Source organism: Pseudomonas sp. GM17 (genome assembly GCF_000282175.2).
Taxonomy (GTDB): domain Bacteria; phylum Pseudomonadota; class Gammaproteobacteria; order Pseudomonadales; family Pseudomonadaceae; genus Aquipseudomonas; species Aquipseudomonas chlororaphis.
Genome location: NZ_CP124732.1, coordinates 4,893,777 through 4,911,891 on the forward strand (window position 1 = coordinate 4,893,777; position 18,115 = coordinate 4,911,891).

The window sequence follows — 18,115 nt, forward strand, 5'->3', positions numbered from 1 at the left end:
ATGCAATCGCTGAAGATCATTCTGCTGTCCACCGCCTTCAACGGTCTCACCCAGCGCGCCTGGCTGGACCTGCGCCAGTCCGGCCATCGTCCCAGCGTGGTGCTGTTCACCAACGAAGAAGACGTTTGCCGGCAGATCGAACAGGCGGACGCCGACCTGGTGATCTGCCCCTTCCTCAAGGACCGGGTGCCCGAGCAACTGTGGCGCCACCCGACCCGCCCGGTGATCATCATCCACCCGGGCATCGTCGGCGACCGCGGCGCCAGCGCCCTGGACTGGGCCATCAGCAACAACCTCGAGCGCTGGGGCGTCACCGCCCTGCAGGCGGTGGAAGAAATGGACGCCGGACCGGTCTGGTCCACCAGGGAATTCAAGGTGCCCGTGCAGGTGCGCAAGTCCGAGCTGTACAACGGGCCGGTGGCCGACGCGGCGATCTACTGCATCCGCGATGTGGTGGAGAAATTCGGCAGCGACTTCGTCCCTGTGCCCCTGGACTACAGCCAGCCGCAAGTGCGCGGCCGCCTGCAACCGAACATGAAACAGGACGACCGCAGCTTCAGCTGGCACGACAGCGCCGCCTTCATCAAGCGCTGCATCGACGCCGCCGACGGCCAGCCCGGGGTCCTGGCCAGCCTCGCCGGCGGGCAGTACTACCTGTATGACGCGCACCTGGATAGCCGCAGCGGCATCCCCGGCGAACTGCTGGCAGTGCACGACGATGCGGTGCTGGTGGCCTGCGGCGACCGCAGCCTGTGGATCGGCTCCCTCAAGCGCAAGGCCCGGCCGGGCACGGAACACTTCAAGCTACCGGCCCGCCATGTGCTGGCCGGCCAACTGGACGGCGTGCCTCACCTGCACTGGTCGGTCGCCAGCGAGCCGTTCAGCGACGAGGCCTACCAGCCGATCCGCTACCGCGAGTCGGGCCACGTCGGCGAGCTGACCTTCGAGTTCTACAACGGCGCCATGAGCACCGAACACTGCCAGCGCCTGGTCAGCGTGCTGCAATGGGCCAAGGCCCGGGACACCCAGGTGCTGCTGATCAAGGGCGGGCGTGGCGCGTTCTGCAACGGCGTGCACCTCAACGTAATCCAGGCCGCGCCGGTGCCGGGCCTGGAAGCCTGGAACAACATCCAGGCCATCGACGACGTCTGCAAGGAGCTGCTCAGCGCCCGCCAGCTGGTGGTCAGCGGCCTCACCGGCAATGCCGGGGCCGGCGGCCTGATGCTGGCGCTGGCGGCCGACGTGGTGCTGGCCCGGGCCAATACCGTCTACAACCCGCACTACAAGAGCATGGGCCTGTACGGTTCGGAATACTGGACCTACAGCCTGCCCCGCGCGGTCGGCCAGGCCATGGCGCACAAGCTCACCGACCAATGCCTGCCGATCAACGCTTTCCAGGCCCTGCAGATGGGCATGGTCCAGGAAGTCGGCCCGCGCTGCCCCGACGAGTTCGGCCTGTGGCTGCTGCAGCGGGCCAACGCCGTGCTGACCGAACCGAAATACCAGGCCCTGCGCGAGCGCAAGGCCAACGCCGACCCGCAACTGATGCAGCACTGCCGCAACGCCGAGCTGGAACAGATGCACCTGGACATGGTGCAGAACCGCCACGGCTTCGCCGAGAAATGCGCCGGCTTCGTCTACAAGCGCAAGACCTGCTGCACCCCGCAGCGGTTGATCGAGGACTGGGCCGTGCCACAGCCAGACACCTTGAGCGCCTGATCCCCCCGCCCCTGTAGCCGCTGGCGCAGCCTGCGATCGACCCGCAGGGGCGCGGCGTTTTCAAGATCGCTGAAGGCCCTGCGGGCCTTGTCGCAGCCTCGCAGGCTCGGCAGCGGCTACAGGCTGCAACAACAACGCCACCAGCGCCGTCCAGCCGGTCTGGTGGTTGGCCCCCAGGCCGCGGCCGGTGTCGCCGTGGAAGTATTCATGGAACAGCAGCAGATCCCGGTCCCGGGGATCGGCCTGCAACTGCGCGTAGGCGCACATCGATGGGCGGCGCCCGTCCTCGTCACGCAGGAACAGGCGGGTCAGGCGCTGGCTCAGGCTGTCGGCGACTTCCTCCAGGGACGCCAGGTAGCCGGAACCGCTGGGGTATTCCACCGAGAAGTTGTCGGCGTAGTAGCGATGAAACTCGCGCAGCGACTCGATCAGCATGTAGTTGATCGGCATCCACAGCGGCCCGCGCCAGTTGGAGTTGCCGCCATACAGCCGTGAGTCGGAATCGGCCGGCGCGTAACGGGCGCGCAACTGATGATCGTCGACCTGCAGGGCGAAGGGGTGTTCGGCGAAGACCCTGGACAGCGAGCGGATACCGAACTCGGAAAGAAACTCCGCCTCGTCGAGCATGCGCTTGAGCAGGTCCTTGGTGCGCTCGCCGCGCAGCAGTGCGAGCAACAGGCGATTGCCCTGCCCCGGCTCGTTCCAGCGCGACACCAGGCTGGCCAGGTCCGGCCGATGGTGCATGAACTCCAGCAAACGCTCACGCAGCCCCGGCAGGCATTCGTGTTCATGCTGCTCCAGCACCTGCACGGCGAACAGCGGCATCAGGCCGACGATGGAGCGCAGGCGCAGCGGTTCGTTGCCACCGTCGGGGCGATGCAGCACGTCGTAGAAGAACCGGTCCTGCTCATCCCACAGCCCTGTGTCGCCGTTGTCCAGCCGGTTGATGGCGCCGGCGATGTACAGGAAGTGCTCGAAGAACTTCACCGCGATGTCCACGTACACCGGGTTGCGCCTGGCCAGTTCCAGGGCAATGCGCATCAGGTCCAGGGCATAGGCCGCGACCCAGGCGGTGCCGTCGGCCTGGTCCAGGGTGTAGCCCGGCGGCAAGGGCGCCGAGCGGTCGAACAGCCCGATGTTGTCGAGGCCGAGGAAACCACCCTGGAACAGGTTGCGCCCTTCGGCGTCCTTGCGGTTGACCCACCAGGAGAAGTTCAGCAGCAGCTTGTGGAAGATCCGTTCGAGAAAGTCCATGTCGCCCTGGCCGGTCAGGGCTTTTTCCCGCTGGTACACCCGCCAGCTGGCCCAGGCATGCACCGGCGGGTTGGCGTCGTCGAAGCGCCACTCGTAGGCCGGCAACTGCCCGTTGGGATGCATGAAGCGGTCTTTGACCAGCAGCAACAGCTGGTGCTTGGCGAAGCCCGGATCGATCAAGGCCAGAGCCACCGCCTGGAAACCCAGGTCCCACGAGGCGTACCAGGGGTATTCCCAGGTGTCGGGCATGGCCACGATGTCGAAGTTCGCCAGGTGCCGCCAATGGCTGTTGCGCAGATGGGCGTGTGACGCCGGCGGCGCGGGCTGGCCGGGGTCGCCATCGAGCCAGCGGTTGACGTCGAAATCGTAGAGTTGCTTGGACCACAGCAGCCCGGCCAGGGCCTGGCGCTGCACATTGCGTGCGTCGGCATCGGCGATGCCCTGTTGCAGCGCGGCGTAGAACGCGTCGGCCTCGGCCCGCCGTTGTTCGAACAGGCGCCGGGCGCTGACCTGGGGCGAGCCAGCCGGAGCAAAACGCAGGTATACGCTTTTGCTCTCCAGCCCGGCCAGCTCCAGGGTGAAGTGGGCGGCGGCGCGGGTTCCGCCGTCACGGGCAATGGCGCTGGCGGAACCTCCCAGCAGGTAGTCGTTGATCCCATCCTTGAACGGACCGGGCGCGGCCAGGCCATCGAGTCTCGGGAAGTTGGTTTCGTTGTTGCAGAACAGCCACTCGCAACGCTCCGGCCCCCAGGCGCTGACCTGCATCGGCGAGCACCGTGGATGCCGGGCCAACAATTGCTCGCCCTCCAGGCGCAAGCTCGGCTTGCGCGAGTCGCCGCCCCAGCTCCAGGTATTGCGCGCCCATACCTGGGGCAAGACCCGCAAACGCGCCGGCTGATGAAAACGGTCGTGCACCGTGACCCGCATGAAGATGTCGTCGACCGCGTGCTTGGCGTATTCCACGGTCACGTCGAAGTAGCGATCGTCCTCGAATACCCCGGTGTCGAGGATCTCGTACTCGGTATCGTCCAGGCCGCGCCGGGCGTTTTCCCGCAGCAGGTCCTCATAGGGAAAGGCCGCCTGCGGGTATTTGTAGAGCATGCGCATATAGGCATGGCTGGGCACGCCATCGAGGTAGAAATACAGCTCCTTGACGTCTTCGCCGTGATTGCCTTCGGCGTTGTTCAGGCCGAACAGGCGCTCCTTGAGAATGCTGTCGCGCTCGTTCCACAGGGCCAGCCCCAGGCACCAGTGCTGGGCCTTGTCGGAGAACCCCGCCAGCCCGTCCTCGCCCCAGCGGTAGGCACGACTGCGCGCATGGTCGTGGGGCAAGTAGGCCCAGGCATCGCCATCGGCGCTGTAGTCCTCGCGCACTGTGCCCCACTGCCGCTCGCTCAGGTACGGCCCCCACTCGCGCCAGGGTTCGCAGGCCTCGCCATTGAGGCGCTGGCCTTCGACCGTTTCGAGGATGCTTGCCGCCGCTGCTGCCGTCATGGGGGTGTCCGTGAGCCATGGAGGTGAAAGCCAGTGTAGGGGCTGATGGCGCCGGCGGCCCATGACAAATGTTTCATGGTGCGAGGCGCCCATCACCCAGGTCCTCCCGCAGGCAGAAGCTTGGCTAGGCTATAAGCATGCCCCGTGAATGCCTGGGAGGTCCGATGAACCGCGCGATCCTGAGCCCTTTGAGCCTGGCCCTGGCCCTGTTGGCCGGCTGCGCCAGTCCGCCCGAAGTCATCGACAAGGAAGCGGCGGCCATCGCCGAAGGCGTGCTGGCCTTTCGCGATATCTGCCTGAAGTCCGCGCCCTCCTTCGCCGGGGCCGACAGCGCGGCCAAGGCCTATGGCATCGCCAGGCTGGACAATGCCGGGTATGCGCGGATGGGGCTCAGGCCGGACCACAGCCTTGGGGTCCAGGTGCAGAAAGGCAAGCAATGCGCGGTGACCACGCCGTCGCAGCGGGACAAGACCCTGACCGCGCAATTTCTCAAGCTGGCCGAGCAGTTCTCCAGCACCCCGGTGGCGCAGCACCTGCCGGCGAAAATCACCCTCGACCAGCAGACCTTCCTGCTGATGCACGACCGGCGCGGCGGCGAGGCCTATGTGATGTTGAAGCAGCCCTGAAGCGCAACACCTTCACTCAGGCGGCGACAGGTGCGCATAGCACACCGGCGAACTGCCCTCGCCCTGGCGGTCCAGCTCGTCCTCCAGCCACTCGGCCAGCACCCGGGCATTGTTGTGCGCTTCATCGTGGGCCGAGTACACCAGGGTCAGGCGGCCCTTTTGCGCGCGTTCCAGCAACGCCCACCAATGCTCGGGGCGGGCCGCCAGTTCCTGGCGGTAACGGTTGCGGAAGGTGGCGAAATCCAGCTCGCCGGACTTGAAGGCGCGACGCAATCCGCTGGACGGCGCCAGGTCTTTCAACCACTCATCCAGCGGCAACCGGTCCTTGCGACAGTTGCGCGGCCACAGCCGGTCCACCAGCACCCGATAGCCGTCGTCAGGGCTTGCCGGCTCGTAGGCGCGTTTGCACAGAATCATGATTTCCTCCCGTCTATGGCAGCGCATGGCCTGCCATCAGCTTAGTGACTGGACACAGGGTGGATGACCTTCGACAAGTGCCCCGCCGCCACTCACCCTGGTTCTGATTACGACCCTCCCACATTGAAAACGACAGCTCGCCTCCCGGACGATTGACGCAGCGGGCCCAGCCCTATTAAGTACTATTTATCCGCATTAATACGATAAATCGAAAACATGCTCAAACGACCTGTTCGCCGCAAACGCCAGAAGCTTTCCGACGTGATTGTCGAGTCGGTCAAGCGTTCCATTGTGATCAACGCCCTGCGTCCCGGCGATCGCTTGCCGACCGAGCGCGAGCTGATGGAAAGCTTTCAGTGTTCCAAGGGTTCGGCCCGCGAAGCGCTCAAGGCGCTGGAGGTCGAAGGGCTGGTCAACACCCGCACCGGCCCCAGCGGCGGCGCCTACCTGAACCAGGCCGGCACCGAGCCGGCGAGTCGCGCCCTGCGCAATTACCTGCACTTCCAGCACATGGATGGCGAGCAGGTGTACCAGCTGCGCAAGGTCATCGAAGTGGAGCTGGCGGTGTCGGTGATCGGCCGCCTGAGTGCTGACGATTTTGCAGCGCTGCAGGCCAATATCGACTTCTGCAGCGCCCCGGAAGACAGCGAGGCCGGCCAGCGCGAACAGCGCATCGCCGAGCTGGAATTCCACAACCTGCTGGGCCGCGCCTGCCCCAACCCGCTGCTGAGTTTCATGGCGCAGTTCCTCAACGACCTGCTGCGCGACCTGGTGGTGCTGAAGAAAGCCTACAAGCCCAAGCGCAAGCAGTTCGACGCCGCCAACCTCGATTACCACAAGCGCCTGTTGCTGGCCTTCAAAGCCGAGGACGAAACCGCGGTACGCCAGCTGATGCACGAACACATGTGCGACGCCGAACACCATATGAGCGCCCTCGAGGGCGAGGTCACCCAACACTTCCTGCTGGAGTTCGACCACCACCATTGATAACCGCCGCACCCGCCACACACCGCTTCGCCAATAACAAAGCCTGAACACAGGCTGCTGCGCCGTTTTGCCATTGCCACTCCTGCCAATAACTAAACCAGGGAGTTACCCCATGCAGCGTCGTACGTTGTTGAAAGCCAGTCTGACCGTTGCCGCAGGCCTCAGCCTTCCGCTGGGGGTGCGCAACGCCTTTGCCGCCGAACCCTTTACCTTCTACGGGCTCAAGTCGATGTCCGGGGCCTTCGCCAGCTACGGCAAGTTCGCCGACATGGGCTCGCGCCTGGCGGTGGAGCAGTACCCGACCCTGCTCGGCCGCCCGCTGAACTACAAGGTGATCGACACCGAAGGTAACGCCGGCAAGGCGGTGCGCAAGGTGCAGGAGGCGATTGCCCAGGACGGCGCGCGATTCTTCCAGGGCTGCACCCTGTCGTCTTCGGCGCTGGCGGTGGCCAAGGAGGTGGGCAAGGTCAATGGCGTGTTCATGACCCCGGTGGGCGCCGACGAAGTCACCGGCAAGGACTGCAATGCCTCGACCTTTCGCTGGTCGGTGCCGACCTACGGCGCCATTCGCGAAACCATGGTGCCGCTGATCAAGCGCCTGCCCGAGGCCAAGCGCTGGTACACCATCACCCCGCAATACGTATTCGGCGAAGCACTGCTGGAAGGCGCCAGACAGGTCTGCGCCGAGCATGGCATCGAGCACGTCGGCAACAGCTATCACTCGTTGCAGGAGCAGGAGTTCTCCGGCTACCTGACCAACGCCATCGCCGCCCAGCCCGACGTGCTGGTGCTGCTCAACTTCGGCAGCCAGTCCTCCAACGCCCTGCGCCAGGCGGTCAACTTCGGCATCAAGGAACGCATGAAAGTGCTGCTGGTGTGGTCCGCCGGGCTCGACCAGTTCCAGGAACTGGGCAGCGACGTGCTCGAAGGCGTCTACCTCGGCGCGCAGTACTGGCACCAGGTCGACACCCCGCTCAACCGCGAGTTGGTCAAGCTGACCCAGGCCAAGTACGGCATCAACCCCACCTACCCGCTGGCCGCCGACTACATCGGCACCCGGATCATGCTCGACACCATAGTCGCCACCGGCAGTTTCGACGGCGCGACCGTGGCCAAGGCCATGCAAGGCCTGACGTACCAGGGCCCGACCGGCGAGGAAAGCATCCGCGCCGGCGACCATCAGGTGATCAAGGATTACTACCTGCTGCAGGGCAAGGCCACGGCCAACATGCGCGACAAGGACGACCTGGCCGAAGTGCTCAGCTCCGGGCGCTCGTTCCCGGATGTCGGCGCCACCGGCTGCAACCTGGCCTGACCCCGACCGACCTTTTCATCGCTGGCTAGAGGCAGCGGGCCGCCCGACGACAGTCGCCGGCCCCCTGCCGAGGGTACCCGCATGCTCAATCTTTACCTGTTCCAGATCCTCAACGGCCTCGGCCTGGGGATGATCTACTTCCTGATCGCGGTGGGCCTGACGATCATTTTCGGCCTGCTGAACTTCGTCAACTTCGCCCACGGCGCGTTCTTCCTGCTCGGGGCCTACATCTGCTACACCGCCGTCAGCCTCACCGGCAGCTTCTGGCTGGCGCTGCTGGTCGCGCCGCTGGTGGTCGCGGCCCTGGCCTGGGCCATCGAGCGATTATTGATCCAGCGCATCTACCACCTGCCCCACACCTTCCAGATCCTGGTGACCCTGGGCATCGCGCTGATCATCCAGGAAGCCAGCGTGCTGATCTGGGGCCCCGTCGGCAAAAGCGTCGCGGTGCCGGAACTGCTGCGCGGCGTGCTGATCGTCAGCGACTTCGTCTACCCCTACTACCGCCTGTTCCTCATCGTCTTCTCGGCGCTAGTCGGGCTGGCGCTGTGGCTGCTGCTGGAGCGCACGCGCTTCGGCGCCCTGGTGCGCGCCGGCAGCGAAAGCACCGAGACCGTGTCGCTGCTGGGCACCAACATCTTTCGCCTGTTCTCCATGACCTTCGCCCTCGGCGTGGCCCTGGCCGGGATCGCCGGGGTGCTATTCGCCCCATTGCGTGGCGCCCAGCCCTTTGTCGGCCCGGAAATCCTCGGGGTGGCCTTCGTGGTGGTGGTGATCGGCGGCATGGGTTCGTTCAGCGGCGCGCTGGTGGGCGGCCTGCTGGTGGGCGTGGTGCAGAGCCTGATGACCACCCTCTGGCCGCAAGGCGCCAGCCTGATGATCTATGGCGCCATGGCGGCAGTGATTCTGGTCCGTCCCTACGGCCTGTTCGGGAGAGCATGAACATGAGCGAGAAAAATCCCCTGCCGTTCGCCAAGACCCAGTCGCGCGCCCTGCCGTGGCTGGTGGTCGCGGTACTGATCGGCCTGCCGCTGGTGCTGCCGTCGGCGACCCTGGCCACCGAGATCCTGATCTTCGCCCTCGCGGCGCTGGCCTGTAACCTGCTGCTGGGCTACACCGGCCTGCTGTCGTTCGGCCAGGGCATCTTCTTCGGCGCCGGGGCCTACTGCGCCGCGCTGCTGATGATCCACCTGCAGTTGGGCCTGTTCAGCGCCCTGTTCGGCGCGGCCCTGGTGGGCGCGCTGCTGGCGTTGCTGGTGGGCGCCCTGGCAATCCGGCGCACCGGCATCTACTTCGTGATGCTGACCCTGGCCTTCAGCCAGATGGCCTACTTCATCGCCTACACCCTGAGCGACTGGACCGGCGGCGACAACGGCCTGCTCAGCGTGCCGCGCCCGGAGATCCGCCTCGGCGACAGCGTGCTGCTGTCGCTCGGCGACGCGCGCTACTTCTACGCCTTTGTCGCGGTGCTGTTCCTGCTGATCTTCATCGGCGCCCGCCGGGTGATCGCCTCGCCGTTCGGCAGCACGCTGATGGCGATCCGCGAGAACGAAACCCGCGCCGCCGCCATCGGCTACGACACCCGGCACTTCAAGATCCTGGTGTTCATGCTGTCCGGCGCGGTCACCGGGATCGCCGGGGCACTGTACGCCATGCTCCTGCATTTCGTGCCGCTGTCGAACATCGACCTGGCGATGTCGGAAAACATCCTGATCATGACCATAGTCGGCGGCACCGGCTCGCTGTTCGGCTCCCTGCTGGGCGCCGGTTCCATCGTGCTGCTCGGCGAGTTCCTGTCCGACCTCTGGCCACGCTGGCTGATGCTGCTGGGGATCATCCTGATCCTGGTGGTGGTGTTCATGCGCGGCGGTTTGTGGGGCGGCTTGTCAAGCCTGTTCGAACGCATCCGGGGGCCACGCAAGGCGGCCCTGCCGACCGAGGAGAAACTGTCATGACGCAGTACCTGCTGCAAACCCAGGACCTGGAGCTGGCCTATGGCGCCTTCCACGCGGTCAACGGCGTCAACCTGAAGGTCGAGGCCGGCACCATCCACACCATCATCGGCCCCAACGGCGCCGGCAAGACCAGCCTGTTCCACTGCCTGACCGGCGAACGTCAGGCCACCGCCGGGGCGATCCTGTTCAACGGCAAGAACATCATCAAGAAACCGGCCCACGGCCGGGTCGGCCTGGGCATGGCCCGTTCGTTCCAACTGACCAGCCTGTTCCAGAACCTCAGCGTGCGGGAAAACCTGCGCCTGGCCGCCCAGGGCCGCGATGGCCTGGCGGCGCTGAACTTCTGGCGCCACGTCGACAGCCGCCGCGAACATCTGGAGATGGCCGACCAGGTGCTCGAACGCCTGCAACTGACGGCACGCGCCGACACCCTCGCCGGCGAACTGTCCCACGGCCAGCAGCGGGTGCTGGAAGTCGGCATGTCGATCTGCTCCAGGCCGAAGCTGCTGATGCTCGACGAGCCGACCTCCGGCATGGGCATCGACGACATCCCGATCATGACCCAGCTGATCAGCGACCTGGGCCGCGACCACACGGTGCTGCTGATCGAACACAACATGAGCATCGTCATGTCCATCAGCCAACGCATCACCGTCATGAGCCACGGCCAGATCCTGGTCGAGGGCACACCGCAATTCGTCCGCGCCGACGAGCGCGTGCGCATCGCCTACCTGGGAGAAGCCGCCTGATGCTGACCGTCGAGAATATCCATTCCTACTACGACAAGAGCCACGTCCTCGAAGGCGTCTCGCTGCAGGTCGACGCCGGCGAGCTGGTGACCCTGCTGGGGCGCAACGGCGCGGGCAAGACCACGACCCTGCGCAGCATCCTCGGGATCATCTGCCCGCGCCAGGGGCAGATCCGCTTCAACGGCCAGGAACTGGTGGGCAAGAAGATCTTCGAGATCGCCCGCCAGGGCCTGGCGCTGGTGCCGGAACACCGCGGCATCTTCCGCCTGCTCAGCGTCGAGGAAAACCTGCGCATCGCCCAGCGCAAGAGCAGCCGCTGGCAGCTGGAGGATGTCTACGGCATGTTCCCGCGCCTCAAGGAGCGGCGCAAAAACGCCGGCCACGCGCTGTCCGGCGGCGAGCAGCAGATGCTCGCCATCGCCCGTGCCCTGCTCAACGATCCCAAGCTGCTGATTCTCGACGAACCCACCGAAGGCCTGGCCCCGGTGATCGTCGACGAGCTGGTGAAGATCCTGCGCAAGATCAAGGACGACGGCCTGCCGGTGCTGCTGGTGGAACAGAACCTGATGGTCTGCGACAAGCTCGCCGACCGCCATTACGTCCTCGAACAGGGGCGCGTGGTCTACCAGGGCAGCGCCGCCGACTTCCGCGCCGACCCGAGCATCAAGAACCGCTACCTGGCCCTGAGCGCCTGAGGGGAGAGATGAAATGAACCGTCCGATTGTGTCCGTACCCCCGTTGCAAGACAGCACCCCGCTGGTCAACCGCGAACGCCTCTGGCAATCGCTGATGGACCTCGCGCGGCTGGGCGCCACCGCCAAGGGCGGCGTGTGCCGTCTGGCCCTGACCGACCTCGACCGCCAGGCCCGCGACCTGTTCGTGCGCTGGTGCGAAGAGGCCGGGTGCAGCGTCAGCATCGACGGCATCGGCAATATCTTCGCCCGCCGCGCCGGGCGTAACCCGCAGCTGCCGCCAGTGATGACCGGCAGCCATATCGACACCCAGCCCACCGGCGGCAAGTTCGACGGTTGCTACGGGGTGATGGCCGGCCTGGAGGTGATCCGCACCCTCAACGACCTCGGCCTGCAGACCGAGGCGCCGATCGAGGTGGTGGTCTGGACCAACGAAGAAGGCTCGCGCTTCCCGCCGTGCATGATGGGCTCGGGGGTGTTTGCCGGTAAGTTCGACCTCGACGACACCCTGCGCAAGCAGGACGAACAGGGGCTGTCGGTGGGCAGCGAGTTGCGGCGCATCGGTTATGCCGGCTCGCGGGCGGTGCTCGGCCATCCGGTGGGCGCGTATTTCGAGGCGCACATCGAACAGGGCCCGGTGCTGGAAGACCGCCAGACCACCATTGGCGTGGTCATGGGCTGCCTCGGCCAGAAGTGGTTCGACCTGACCCTGACCGGGGTCGAGGCCCATGCCGGGCCGACGCCGATGCACTTGCGCAAGGATGCCCTGGTGGGCGCCGCCCAGGTGATCAGCGCGGTCAACCGCATCGCCCACGAGCAACAGCCCCACGCCTGTGGCACGGTCGGCTGCCTGAGCCTGCACCCGGGCTCGCGCAACGTGATTCCCGGCCAGGTGCAGATGACCCTCGACCTGCGCCACCTGCATGCCGACAAACTGCAAGCCATGGTCGACGAGGTGCGCCAGGTGATCGAGGACACCTGCCAGCAGCACGGCCTGGGCTTCGAGCTGACCCCCACCGCCGATTTCCCGCCGCTGGACTTCGACCCCGCCTGCGTCGCCGCGGTACGCCAGGGCGCCGAACAGCTGGGCCTGAGCCATATGAACATCGTCAGCGGCGCCGGGCACGACGCGATCTTCATCGCCGAGCTGGGCCCGGCCGGAATGATCTTCGTGCCCTGCGAAGGCGGCATCAGCCACAACGAAATCGAAAACGCCGCGCCCCAGGACCTGGCCGACGGTTGCGCCGTGTTGCTGCGGGCCATGGTCAACGCGGCGCAAGCAGGAGCGACGGCATGACCCGACACCGCGAAATCGCCGAGATGAGCGGCGTCGAACTGCTCGCCCATTACCGTGACAAGCGCCTGTCGCCGGTGGAAGCGACCGAGGACGCCCTGGCGCGCATCGAGCGCTTCAACCCGCAGGTCAACGCCTATTGCCATGTCGACCCGCAAGGCGCGCTGGACGCGGCAAAAGCCTCCGAGCAGCGCTGGTTCAAGGGCCAGCCCTGCGGTGCGCTGGACGGCGTGCCGGCCTCGATCAAGGACCTGACCCTGACCCGTGGCATGCCCACCCGCAAGGGCTCGAAAACCACCTCCGCCAGCGGCCCCTGGGACGTCGATGCACCCTTCCCGGCCTTTATGCGCAACGCCGGCGCGGTGCTGCTGGGCAAGACCACCACCCCGGAGTTCGGCTGGAAAGGCGTGACCGACAACCCGCTGTACGGCATCACCCGCAACCCCTGGGACACCCGCACCACCGCCGGTGGCTCCTCCGGTGGCGCGGCCGCCGCGGCCTCGCTGAACCTCGGCGTGCTGCACCAGGGCAGCGATGCCGGTGGTTCGATCCGCATTCCCTGCGCCTTCACCGGCACCTTCGGGATCAAGCCGACCTTCGGCTACGTGCCGCAGTGGCCGGCCAGCGCCATGACTATCCTCTCGCACCTGGGGCCGATGACCCGCACCGTCGACGATGCGCTGCTGATGCTGCAAACCGTCGCTCGCCCGGATGCCCGCGACGGCCTTGCCGGGGCCCCACGCAGCACGCCCTGGTTGCCGCAGAGCACTGACCTCAAAGGCCTGCGTATCGCCTACAGCGCCGATTTCGGCTACGTGAAGGTGCAGCCACAGGTGGCGCGGGTGGTGGCCCGGGCGGTGGAACGCCTGGCGCAACTGGGTGCCGATGTCGAGCAGGTCGACCCGGGGTTCAGCGACCCGCTGGAACTGTTCAATACCCTGTGGTTCGCCGGCGCCGCGCGGCTGGCCGGGCAACTGAGCCAGGAGCAACGCCAGCAGCTCGACCCGGGCCTGCTGCGCATTGCCCGGCAGGGTGAAGGCATCAGCCTTCACGACTACACCCTGGCCCTGGAAGCCCGCGCGGCGCTGGTGGCGCACATGGCCGGGTTCCACAGGCGCTACGACCTGCTGGTCTCGCCCATGCTGCCGCTCACCGCCTTCGCCGCCGGGCACAACGTGCCACCGGGTTCCGGCCTGGGCGAATGGATGGAATGGACGCCCTTCAGCTACCCCTTCAACCTCACCCAGCAACCGGCCGCCTCGGTGCCGTGCGGCTTCGCCGAGGACGGTTTGCCGGTGGGCCTGCAGGTGGTGGGCGCGCGGTTTGCCGATGATCAGGTGCTGCGCCTGTGCCGGGCTTATGAGCAGGCGTTCCCGAGCCCGCATCCGCAGGCGCCGCGGATCAAGGACTGACAGCACTCATGAGGGGCATCGCTAGCGATGCCCTTTTTGACTACCGCTCGATGCCCTTGGGCCGCTGCCGAGCCTCGCCGGCTGGACAGCGGCCAAGGGATCGAGGGCTTATTTTGCTGCCCGCACCTGGGCGATCAACTGGTCCGCCACCGCGAACAGGCCCTTGGCGCCGTCGTTGGTCATGCCGAAGCGGTACTTGCCGTCCACCACCAGCGACGGCACGCCGGTGGCCTGGTAGGCCGCGGTGCGTTTTTTCGCGTCCATCACCTTGGCCTGCACGGCGAAGGAGTTGTAGGTGGCGAGGAACTTCGCCGGCTCGATGCCCTGGCCTTTGAGCAGCTCGGCCATGGCCTCGGGGGTTTTCAGGCGGTTGCCGCCGTGGATCGCCTCGAATACCGCGTGATGCGCCTCGGGCTTGGCGTCCATGGTCGCCAGGGTCAGGTACAGCTGGCCATAGACATCCCAGATCCCGCCGAACATGGCCGGCAGCTTGACGAAGTTCACGTCTTCGGGAAGCTGGGCGGCCCAGGGGTTGATCGAAGCTTCGAGGTTGTAACAGTGGCCGCAGCCGTAGGAAAACAGTTCCACCACTTCGATCTTGCCGGGCACGACCTGCGGCACGGCATCCTTGAGTTCCACGTACTGGCTGGCATCCACCTCCGCCATGGCGGTCTGCCCGGCCAAGCCAAAGAGGCAGCTGGCTGCCAGGGCAATGTTCAGAATCGAGTGACGCATGCAATCTCCAATGGGTTGACGCCTCTGAGTCAGCACGGCTGCTCGTCAAGCGGGCCCCAAAGGATACAGGCGGTGTCCACGGTGCCAATCGGACCAATCCCAATCTTTTGTTGGTTTTTTGTCATCAACGCCCGGAAAGCTCCGGCTGCTGCGCGAACCGGGCGGCCAGGGCGATGATTTCCTCGCGCAGCCAGCGATGCCCCGGCACCCGCTCCTGCTGGCGATGCCAGATCAGGCTGACCTGCACCGGCGGCGCCACCAAGGGCAGCTCGGCGATGCGGATCGGCATCAGCGCGCAGAAGTGCTCCGCCAGGCGCCGCGGCACCGTGCCCAGCAAATCCGACTGGGCGACGATCAAGGGAATGCTCAGGTAATGCGGGACGAACAGCTGCACATGGCGCTGGACCTTGGCCGAACCGAGGACGATCTCCAGCGGCGAGCCGCGCCCGCCCCGGTCCGGAATCGCCACGTGCCGACTCTGCTCATAGGCCTTGAGGCCGAGCTGCGGCTCGAAGGCCGGGTGGTCGATACGGCCGATCACCACCAGCTGTTCTTCCAGCAGCGGCTGGTAGCAGAGGTCGGGGTCGTCGAAGTACAGGTAGTCCACCGCCAGGTCGAGCATCCCGGTGGTCAGCCAGGCCGGCAGGGAGTCGGCGGCATCGCTGCGCACCGCCAGGCGCACCTTGGGCGCGGCGCTTTGCAGGCGCCGCGACAGCGCCGGCAACAGGCGCGCCTGGGCGTAGTCGTTCATCGACAGGGTAAAGGTCTGGTCGGCCGCCGCCGGGTCGAACTCGCTGCCCGGGTCCAGGCCTTCCTGCAGCAGCCGCAGGGCCTGGCGCACCGAACCGTGCAGTACATGGGCCCGCGGCGTGGGCTGCATGCCCCGGGCGGTGCGGATGAACAGCGGCTCGTCGAGCTGGCTGCGCAGGCGCGCCAGGGCGTTACTCACGGCCGGCTGGCTGAGGTTCAGGCGCACCGCCGCGCGGGACAGGTTCTGCTCCTGCATCAGCGCGTCGAACACCAAGAGCAGGTTGAGATCCAGGTGCCGCAAATTCAGCTTCATGAATAATGCCCATTCCGAATATCCATTAGCTGGATAATTCGAGCAGGACTAATCTTCTGTCAACAAGAACAATAAAACCCACAGGAGAACGGCCTTGAGGCAAACCACCCTGGCATTTCGCGAGCGTTACCGCGCCGCGGTTCATCCGCGCTACAACCCGTGGCTGCACGGCGGTTTCGTGCTGGCCTATGGCATGGCGTGCATCGCCCTGCTGTGGAGCACCCTGCACCAGGTACAGCCCCTGGAGTGGCTGGCGGTGCCAGTGGCGCTGCTGTTCTTCAACCTGTGCATCTACGTCGTGCACCGTTGGCTGGGCCACCACAAGCAGGCCTTCGCGCGGATGTTCTACGCCCGCCACAGCGGCGATCACCACAGTTTCTTCGTGCCCGGACACATGACATACGACGGCCCCCGGGACTGGCGGGTGATCCTGTTTCCGGCCTGGCTGATCGTGGTCCACAGCCTGCTGTTCGCCCTGCCGCTGTGGTGGCTGCTGAAGTTCTGGAATGCCAATGTCGCGGCGCTGTTCGCCAGTTGCACCCTGATCGGTTACCTGGCCTACGAGGTGTTCCATGCCTGCGAACACCTGCCGGCCGAGCACCCGCTGGCGCGGCTGCCGTGGATCCGCCAGATGCGCCGCCTGCATGAGTTGCATCACCGTCGCGAGCTGATGCAAGAGCGCAATTTCAACATCGTCCTGCCGCTGATGGATTACCTGTTCGGCACCCTGTACTGGGAGCCGGAACCCACCACCTCCTCTCTATCGACAAGGTCCTCGTCCATGACCCGCATGCAGCATCAGATCGATATTCCGCGCAACCCGGTGGCCCTGCTCGACTACGCCTGCGCCTCCAGCCGCTGGCCGGAGTGGCACCCCTCGTCGCTGAAGGTCCAGGGTCCGGCCGGGGCCCTGCCCGCCGGCGCGCGCTTCGAGGAAGACATCCACGCCGGCGGGCGCAGCGGGCACCTGAGCTGGCGGGTCGACGAGTACCTGCCCGGGCATCGCTGGAGCGCCGCGGCCAAGGGCGATCATGGCCTGGAGTTGGTGGTCACCTACGAGTGCCAGGCGCTGGACGCCCACCGCACGCGCTTTATCCGCACCCTGGAATACCGCTTCGACGGCTTGCTGATGCGCCTGGGCAATCGCCTGCTATTCAGCAGGCGGATAGAACGGGAGTCCGCCGACTCCCTGCTAGCCTTGTGCGAGATGGCGCAACGGGCGATTCCCCGGGGCGCCGACGTCGCGCCGCAGAGCGCGACCTGAACCTATCACCCAGGAGCCGCCCTCAATGAAGCCCGTCGCACCCCGTCGGATCAAGTTTCGCCATCTGCTGTTGGTCGTGGTCATCGCCATCGGCGCCTTTCTGCTGCTGATGCCGACCAAGGTCCAGCCATTGGCCTGGACCCCGCCGGTGGCGCCTTCGCTGAAGAGCGGCCTGTACGCCGAAAACCAGAAACTCAAGGGCGTGCAGACGGTGGGCGCGCTGAATATCGACGGGCCGGAAGCCCTGTTGCTGGAAGACGGCTCGCTGATCAGCGGCCTGCATGACGGGCGGGTGATCCGCACCGCCCTGGACGGCAGCACCCTGCAGGTACTGGCCCATACCGGCGGACGCCCCCTGGGCCTGGCCCGGCATCCGGATGGCCGGCTGATCATCGCCGACGCGGTCAAGGGCCTGCTGGCGCTGGACGCCAAGGGCCAACTGAGCACCCTCACCACCTCCGCCAACGGCCTGCCCTTCGGTTTTACCGACGACGTGGCGGTGGACGCCACCGGGCGTTATGCCTACTTCAGCGACGCCACCAGCCGCTGGGGCTACGGCCAGGATGGCGAGGCGGTGATCGAGCACGGCGGCGACGGGCGCTTACTGCGCTATGACTTCCAGACGGGCCAGACCGAGCAGTTGCTGGACGGCCTGGAGTTCGCCAACGGCGTGGCCCTCGGGCCTCAGGAAGCCTATGTGCTGGTCAACGAAACCGGCGCCTACCGGATCAGCCGCTACTGGCTCAGCGGCGCCAAGGCCGGCACCCACGACCTGTTCATCGACAACCTGCCGGGGCTGCCGGACAACCTCAGCTTCAACGGCCAGGGGCGTTTCTGGGTGGCGCTCTACGCCCCGCGCAATGTCCTGCTGGACGGTACCGCGCCCTACCCGCTGGTGCGCAAGATGATCGTGCGGGCCATGACCGTGCTGCCCAAGCCGGTGGAAAAACGCGGCTTCGCCCTCGGCCTGGATACCCAGGGCCAGGTCATCGCCAACCTGCAGGACGCCAGCGCCGGCAACTACGCGCCGATCACCACGGTGCGCGAATACGGCGACGCCCTGTACTTCGGCTCGCTCAAGGCCACGCACATGGCGCGCCTGCCGCTGAGCGTCGCGCTGTCAAAGGCGCCTTGATGCG

At 66.3% G+C, this 18,115-nt stretch carries 16 protein-coding genes; 12 read left to right on the forward strand and 4 right to left on the reverse strand.

Annotated elements, in window-relative coordinates; genetic code table 11:
• Window positions 1-1,719, forward strand: a complete 1,719-nt coding sequence (locus tag PMI20_RS21740) for a hydrogenase maturation protein (RefSeq protein WP_007921827.1) — start codon at window positions 1-3, stop codon at window positions 1,717-1,719.
• A gap of 60 nt (window positions 1,720-1,779) precedes the next feature.
• Here the strand turns inward: PMI20_RS21740 and PMI20_RS21745 are convergent, their stop codons facing one another.
• The gene (locus PMI20_RS21745; protein WP_284169207.1) at window positions 1,780-4,467 is read right to left on the reverse strand and encodes an MGH1-like glycoside hydrolase domain-containing protein; all 2,688 of its coding nucleotides are present in this window, start codon (window positions 4,465-4,467) and stop codon (window positions 1,780-1,782) included.
• Between the two features lie 164 nt (window positions 4,468-4,631).
• Between PMI20_RS21745 and PMI20_RS21750 the strand changes: the two genes are divergently transcribed.
• On the forward strand, window positions 4,632-5,093 hold the full coding sequence (locus PMI20_RS21750) for a hypothetical protein (protein WP_007932333.1): 462 nt from the start codon (window positions 4,632-4,634) through the stop codon (window positions 5,091-5,093).
• Window positions 5,094-5,105: 12 nt separating this feature from the next.
• Here the strand turns inward: PMI20_RS21750 and PMI20_RS21755 are convergent, their stop codons facing one another.
• Window positions 5,106-5,510 carry a DUF488 domain-containing protein gene (locus tag PMI20_RS21755; protein WP_007932335.1) on the reverse strand — a complete coding sequence of 135 codons (405 nt, stop codon included), beginning with the start codon at window positions 5,508-5,510 and terminating at the stop codon, window positions 5,106-5,108.
• Window positions 5,511-5,726: 216 nt separating this feature from the next.
• Between PMI20_RS21755 and PMI20_RS21760 the strand changes: the two genes are divergently transcribed.
• The 8 genes from PMI20_RS21760 (at window position 5,727) to PMI20_RS21795 (ending at window position 13,914) form a co-directional block, all read left to right on the forward strand.
• Window positions 5,727-6,497 carry a FadR/GntR family transcriptional regulator gene (locus tag PMI20_RS21760; RefSeq protein ID WP_007932336.1) on the forward strand — a complete coding sequence of 257 codons (771 nt, stop codon included), beginning with the start codon at window positions 5,727-5,729 and terminating at the stop codon, window positions 6,495-6,497.
• A gap of 112 nt (window positions 6,498-6,609) precedes the next feature.
• On the forward strand, window positions 6,610-7,812 hold the full coding sequence (locus tag PMI20_RS21765) for an ABC transporter substrate-binding protein (protein WP_007932337.1): 1,203 nt from the start codon (window positions 6,610-6,612) through the stop codon (window positions 7,810-7,812).
• Between the two features lie 81 nt (window positions 7,813-7,893).
• On the forward strand, window positions 7,894-8,754 hold the full coding sequence (locus PMI20_RS21770; RefSeq protein WP_007932338.1) for a branched-chain amino acid ABC transporter permease: 861 nt from the start codon (window positions 7,894-7,896) through the stop codon (window positions 8,752-8,754).
• A 2-nt stretch (window positions 8,755-8,756) separates the two neighbouring features.
• Complete coding sequence (locus PMI20_RS21775; protein ID WP_007932339.1) at window positions 8,757-9,767, forward strand: branched-chain amino acid ABC transporter permease; 1,011 nt, start codon at window positions 8,757-8,759, stop codon at window positions 9,765-9,767.
• Entirely contained in the window at window positions 9,764-10,516 is a 753-nt protein-coding gene (locus tag PMI20_RS21780) for an ABC transporter ATP-binding protein (protein WP_007932340.1), read from the forward strand. Before PMI20_RS21775 ends, PMI20_RS21780 begins: the two co-directional genes overlap by 4 nt.
• Window positions 10,516-11,211 carry an ABC transporter ATP-binding protein gene (locus PMI20_RS21785; RefSeq protein ID WP_007932342.1) on the forward strand — a complete coding sequence of 232 codons (696 nt, stop codon included), beginning with the start codon at window positions 10,516-10,518 and terminating at the stop codon, window positions 11,209-11,211. Before PMI20_RS21780 ends, PMI20_RS21785 begins: the two co-directional genes overlap by 1 nt.
• 13 nt (window positions 11,212-11,224) lie before the next feature.
• Complete coding sequence (locus tag PMI20_RS21790) at window positions 11,225-12,505, forward strand: Zn-dependent hydrolase (protein WP_007932344.1); 1,281 nt, start codon at window positions 11,225-11,227, stop codon at window positions 12,503-12,505.
• Complete coding sequence (locus PMI20_RS21795) at window positions 12,502-13,914, forward strand: amidase (RefSeq protein ID WP_007932347.1); 1,413 nt, start codon at window positions 12,502-12,504, stop codon at window positions 13,912-13,914. The genes PMI20_RS21790 and PMI20_RS21795 overlap by 4 nt, the downstream gene beginning before the upstream one ends.
• Before the next feature lie 108 nt (window positions 13,915-14,022).
• Here the strand turns inward: PMI20_RS21795 and PMI20_RS21800 are convergent, their stop codons facing one another.
• Both PMI20_RS21800 and bsrA read right to left on the reverse strand, forming a co-directional pair.
• The gene (locus PMI20_RS21800; RefSeq protein WP_007932349.1) at window positions 14,023-14,649 is read right to left on the reverse strand and encodes a thiol:disulfide interchange protein DsbA/DsbL; all 627 of its coding nucleotides are present in this window, start codon (window positions 14,647-14,649) and stop codon (window positions 14,023-14,025) included.
• 124 nt (window positions 14,650-14,773) lie between these two features.
• Window positions 14,774-15,712 (reverse strand): LysR family transcriptional regulator BsrA, encoded by a 939-nt coding sequence (bsrA, locus tag PMI20_RS21805; protein WP_007932353.1) that lies wholly within the window; start codon window positions 15,710-15,712, stop codon window positions 14,774-14,776.
• Window positions 15,713-15,806: 94 nt separating this feature from the next.
• On the opposite strand from bsrA, the gene PMI20_RS21810 reads away from it, so the two are divergent.
• Window positions 15,807-16,976 carry an SRPBCC family protein gene (locus PMI20_RS21810; RefSeq protein ID WP_007932354.1) on the forward strand — a complete coding sequence of 390 codons (1,170 nt, stop codon included), beginning with the start codon at window positions 15,807-15,809 and terminating at the stop codon, window positions 16,974-16,976.
• A 25-nt stretch (window positions 16,977-17,001) separates the two neighbouring features.
• Complete coding sequence (locus PMI20_RS21815; protein WP_007932356.1) at window positions 17,002-18,111, forward strand: SMP-30/gluconolactonase/LRE family protein; 1,110 nt, start codon at window positions 17,002-17,004, stop codon at window positions 18,109-18,111.
• The last annotated feature ends 4 nt before the right edge of the window (window positions 18,112-18,115 follow it).